At 47.1% G+C, this 5,354-nt stretch carries 4 protein-coding genes and 1 pseudogene; 4 read left to right on the top strand and 1 reads right to left on the bottom strand.

The annotated features are described in order from the left end of the window. The 3 genes from B3180_RS00360 to ggt form a co-directional block, all read left to right on the top strand. Positions 1-679: ATP-binding cassette domain-containing protein (locus tag B3180_RS00360; RefSeq protein ID WP_286842204.1), on the top strand; the 679-nt coding region annotated here is incomplete at its 5' end. 23 nt (positions 680-702) lie between these two features. After that, on the top strand, positions 703-2,232 hold the full coding sequence (putP, locus tag B3180_RS00355) for a sodium/proline symporter PutP (RefSeq protein ID WP_199494536.1): 1,530 nt from the start codon (positions 703-705) through the stop codon (positions 2,230-2,232). 106 nt (positions 2,233-2,338) lie between these two features. Continuing rightward, complete coding sequence (gene ggt, locus B3180_RS00350) at positions 2,339-4,048, top strand: gamma-glutamyltransferase (protein WP_273021907.1); 1,710 nt, start codon at positions 2,339-2,341, stop codon at positions 4,046-4,048. 60 nt (positions 4,049-4,108) lie between these two features. Here ggt and rssA read toward each other — a convergent pair whose 3' ends face one another. After that, positions 4,109-5,083, bottom strand: coding sequence for a patatin-like phospholipase RssA (gene rssA / locus B3180_RS00345; RefSeq protein WP_054488001.1), 975 nt, complete (start codon positions 5,081-5,083; stop codon positions 4,109-4,111). 80 nt (positions 5,084-5,163) lie between these two features. Between rssA and B3180_RS00340 the strand changes: the two are divergent. Further along, a pseudogene (locus B3180_RS00340) lies at positions 5,164-5,354 on the top strand (dGTPase); the annotation flags it as partial.

Below are 5,354 nucleotides of genomic sequence, written 5' to 3'. Positions count from 1 at the left end.
GGGCGAAACGGGTTCGGGGAAATCCACTCTTGCGCAAATTATTGGCGGCGTTGCGACCGCCAGCAGTGGAGAAATTTGGCTCAATGGTCAAAAAGTTCATAGCAAGAACTACTCTCAGTTATGCAACAATATTCGCATGATTTTTCAGGACAGCGAAAACTCACTGAACGCTCACCTCACCATAGGTAAGCAGCTGGAAGAGCCTTTGTTGTTCAATAAGGAGCTTAGTCCTGCTGAGCGCCGGGAACGGGTCAATCTGACTTTACAGCGTGTTGGTATGCTGAGAGAGCATTGGGAGTTTTACCCCCATATGCTCTCTAGTGGCCAGAAACAGAGAGTGTGCATTGCGCGGGCTATTATTCTTGAACCACAAATTGTGGTTGCCGATGAAGCCTTGGTTGCACTTGACCCATCAGTTAGAGCTCAAATCATTAACCTAATGCTCGATCTTCAGAAAGATATGGGTATATCTTACATTTTAGTGACACATTCGCCGCAAATCGTGAAACACATTGCTGATAAGATCTTAATTTTATATCGTGGTAAAATGATCGCGTTTGATAAAACAGACATAGTACTAGAAGACACGCAGCAACCTTATGTTCAACAGTTGCTGCACGAGCACTTGAAACAGAACATTCAATATAACAGCGACAGAAGCGCTAAGATCGCTGACTAAAACTAAAAAAACAGGAGTTTAATGTGGAAACAGGTACTCTGATATCACTAGCGCTGTACTTTATTGTCATGCTAGGTATTGGGCTTTATGCCTACAAAAAATCTACTGACTCAGTTTCAGGCTATATGCTTGGAGGACGGGGTTTAGGACCTGGTGTTACAGCATTGTCAGCTGGTGCATCCGACATGAGTGGGTGGATGTTGATGGGCTTACCCGGTGCAATTTACGTCTCTGGCGTATCACAGTTGTGGATTGCAGTGGGTCTGGTCATCGGTGCATATCTTAACTATGTGATTGTCGCACCACGCCTAAGAACCTATACAGAAGTCGCTAACGACTCTATTACTATTCCCGACTACTTTGCCAATCGCTTTAACGATAAAGGTCGTCGGCTGCGTATTTTTTCTTCCGTCGTTATCATTATATTCTTCACCCTATACACCTCTGCCAGTCTGGTTGCGGGAGGCAAGCTGTTCGACAGCTCCTTCGGCATGGACTACACCACCGGCCTCTGGGTAACAGCCGGTGTTGTTTGTGCTTATACACTGTTCGGGGGCTTCCTTGCGGTCAGTATGACTGACTTTGTGCAAGGCTGTATCATGTTTGTCGCTTTGGTCTTGGTGCCTATCGTGGCCTTTTCCGAACTTGGTGGCTACAGCAGTGTTGTCGGTCAGGTAGGAGACATTAATCCGGACTTCCTTGCCTTCTTTAAGGACGGAGCTACCGGGGAGATGTTAGGCACACTGGGTATCATTTCGCTTCTGGCCTGGGGTCTTGGCTACTTCGGCCAGCCACATATTATCGTGCGCTTCATGGCGATTCGTTCAGTGAGTGATGTAAAAGCGGCTCGCCGTATTGGTATTTCCTGGATGACCGTTTCTATCATCGGTGCCATGGCAACGGGCTTTGTCGGCATAGCTTATGTGGCAGAAACCAAAATGAGCCTGCCCGATGCTGAAACTATCTTCATCATTTTCTCGCAGTTCTTGTTCCACCCATTAATTGGTGGTTTCCTGCTGGCAGCTATTCTGGCCGCAATTATGAGTACCATCTCATCGCAATTGTTGGTTAGCTCAAGCTCTTTAACAGAAGACTTTTATAAGGCCTTCCTGCGTAAAGACGCCAGTGATAAAGAACTTGTTTTTGTTGGACGCATGTCAGTTTTAGCGGTTTCTTTAGTCGCTATTTGGCTGGCGTGGAACCCGGAAAACACCATCTTGAGTCTGGTCAGTAACGCCTGGGCAGGCTTCGGTGCCGCATTCGGCCCCGTAGTTATTCTGAGTCTATTCTGGAAACGCATGAACCGTAATGGCGCATTAGCAGGCATGTTAGCCGGTGCCATCACTGTACTGTTCTGGATTTACGGACCAACCTTTGGCGGCGAGCACCTTTCAGCGTACGTCTATGAAATTGTGCCCGGCTTTATTCTGTCTACTCTGGCTATTATTATCTTCAGTAAATTTACCGCTGAACCAGAGCAAGAGCTTCAGGATAAATTTGTTGAAATGGAAAGTGTCATTGACGACTACTACCATGGTGACAAAAAAGGCTAAAGTAGCTTTCGCTATGTAACTGATAAAAAGACCAGCCCATCGCGGCTGGTCTTTTTTGTTTTAAGAGTCCAGCCTATAGTGATAGAAAACAAAAAAGGTAAACACTATGGCTAAATTAAACATTATTGCATCAGCCGCAATCGCTTTCTCATGCGCTGCCGCAACTCTACCAAGCAATGCCAGTGACCGCATTACTGGCCATCACTTTGCGACCCGATCTGAAGCTATGGCACCGACAGCTATGGCTGCAACCAGTCAACCCCTAGCAACTCAGGTTGCGTTAGATATTATGCAGGAAGGCGGTAACGCTATTGACGCGGCAATTGCTGCCAATGCTGTATTAGGACTGGTTGAGCCCACAGGTAACGGTATAGGCGGCGACTTATACGCCATTGTATGGGATGCCGACTCAGAAAAACTCTATGGGTTGAATGCCTCTGGCCGTTCGCCACAAAGTCTTTCGCTGGAATACTTTCAAGAGAATGGCTATGAGTCGATTCCGGCCCGGGGCGTATTGCCACTGTCTGTACCCGGTGCCGTAGATGGTTGGTTTGAATTACACGGCCGGTTTGGCAATTTGAGTATGGATAATATCCTGCAACCGGCCATAAACTATGCCGAGTCTGGCTTCCCGGTTACCGAAGTCATCGCTTATTACATGGAGCGTAATGCTGCAGTACTGGAAGACATACCAGGGTTTGCAGATGTCTTTATGCGTGACGGTAATGTACCGGAAAAAGGAGAGCGATTTAAAAACCCTGATCTGGCAAATACTTACAAAATGCTCGCCAACGAGGGTCGTGACAGTTTTTATAAAGGTGAAATTGCCCGCACCATTAGTGACTTCGTGGAGGAGCATGGTGGCTTTCTTTCCTACGAGGACTTAGCTCAGCATACATCAACCTGGGTCGACCCTGTCTCGACTAACTACCGCGGGTACGATTTATGGGAATTGCCGCCTAACACCCAGGGAATTGCCGCTCTTCAAATTTTAAACATGCTTGAACAGTTTGATATCAAAGCGATGGGTTATGACAGCCCGGAGTACATTCATCATTTTGTTGAAGCCAAGAAGCTCGCTTTTGAAGACCGTGCTAAATACTATTCCGATCCAGACTTTAGCGACGTACCGGTTGAAGGTCTTATTGACAAAGAGTACGGCAAAGAACGCGCTACACTGATTAACTCTGAACGTGCCGGACGTTCTTATGAACCGGGAAACCCGCCAACTGAGGGCGATACTATTTATCTCACCACGGCCGATAAAGACGGCAATATGGTTTCTCTTATCCAGAGTAATTATCGTGGTATGGGCTCTGGTGTCACCCCGACAGGCTTAGGTTTTGTTCTGCAAAACCGTGGAGAGCTATTTGCTTTAGATCCAAACCATCGCAACGTATTTGAGCCAGGAAAGCGCCCTTTCCATACCATTATTCCTGCCTTTGTGACTAAAGATGGCAAACCAGTAATGAGCTACGGTGTTATGGGGGGCGCAACACAGCCTCAAATGCATGCACAGATTCTTATCAATATGATTGATTTTGGTATGAACCTACAAGAAGCTGGTGACGCTCCTCGCATACTGCACACAGGCTCAAGTCAGCCAACAGGATCTAAAATGAACGACGGAGGTGTCGTTAGTCTGGAAAATGGCTTCTCAAAGCATACACGCCGCGAGCTAATTAAAATGGGGCACACCCTACAGGAGGCTGTTGGTCCATACGGTGGTTATCAGGCTATTTGGAAAGACCATGAGCAAGATGTCTACATTGGTGCTTCTGAAAGCCGTAAAGACGGTCACGCAGCTGGTTACTAATTAAGTGCCCGTTTCGCTGCTTACCGAGCAGCGAAACGGCTTTGTTTTTACTGTATCGAACTAACCTCTTCGCTCGCGATACAGGTCAATTTCTTCCATGATCAAATCACGCATTCTCGTTGTTGTCTCATAACCAAGATCAATGGCTTCCTGACCACGATAAAACTCCATAATACCAATATGACCAAGCTTTGGTTGTACGAGTATGTCCGGCGGATCACCCGCCATACGGGCCTTAGTAATACGCTCCTGCATAATGTCTATGGAGCTGGCCATAACACTGAACATACCCGGTGCTTTTTCACCATTATTTCTAAAGCGTTCTTTAAAACTATCCAGATATTCTTTACTACCAGACCACATGTTATCGAAAAAGCCATTTTCGTTATCCTGAACTTCCATATCAGCTTTTTCTTTTTCAAGCTGTTCAGCTTCTGTTTGAGGTGGAATACTGCGCCCACGCCGTTGTAGTGCTTTAGAATTCAACTGCGAGTTAAGATGTACTGCAATAACAAAGTCTGCGCCTAGAGCTCTGCACAAAGACACAGGTACCGGGTTAACCAGACCACCGTCAATTAGCCATCTTCCGTCAAAAGATTTAGGGGATAAAACCCCCGGCATCGCACAAGAAGCGCGTGAAGCATCGTAGAGGTCGCCTTCGCGCAACCAAATTTCGCGGCCGCTGTATAAATCTGTAGCCACGGCACCATAAGTAATTGGCAAGTCTTCTATATTTCGCTGACCGAACTCTTCCCGCGCACGGTTAAATACCTTTTCGCCGCCAATAATACCGCCATGGTTAAAGCCGAAATCCAGCAAATTGAATACTTCCCAGCGGTTCATGCCCTGAACCCATTGCTCGATTTCAGCTAACCGACCTGAAGCATAACCCGCTCCGACTAAAGAGCCTATTGACGTTCCTGCCACCATATTAATCCGGACGCCCATTTCTTCCAGCGCCTTTATAACCCCAATATGCGACCAACCCCGAGCAGCACCAGAGCCCAGAGCCAAAGCGACTTTCACTTCCGACATGTTCTTTTTCCTGCTTTTCTTACTAATGCATCTATCGTACTATGATTATTCATTCGTCAACAACATCACTGAGCAGTTAGATGATTTGGACAGAACGCCAGTCAGGTACATCAGAGCAGCGCCCGAACGATACCCGCACGGACTTTCAACGCGATAAAGCCCGGATTCTTCATAGCGCTGCATTCAGGAGACTGCAGGCTAAAACGCAAGTCATGTATGTTGGTATGCACGACTTCCCGCGGACTCGACTGACACATTCGCTCGAAGCCAG

This window comes from Idiomarina sp. UBA4206, assembly GCF_002383015.1.
GTDB lineage: Bacteria > Pseudomonadota > Gammaproteobacteria > Enterobacterales > Alteromonadaceae > Idiomarina > Idiomarina abyssalis.
This window is presented reverse-complemented; position numbering and strand designations above follow the sequence as displayed.

What these genes read in the sequence shown, in the direction of transcription:
- ggt (WP_273021907.1), top strand. Translation starts at nt 2,339, where the DNA reads ATGGCTAAATTAAACATTATTGCATCAGCCGCAATCGCTTTCTCATGC.
- rssA (WP_054488001.1), bottom strand. Translation starts at nt 5,083, where the DNA reads ATGTCGGAAGTGAAAGTCGCTTTGGCTCTGGGCTCTGGTGCTGCTCGG.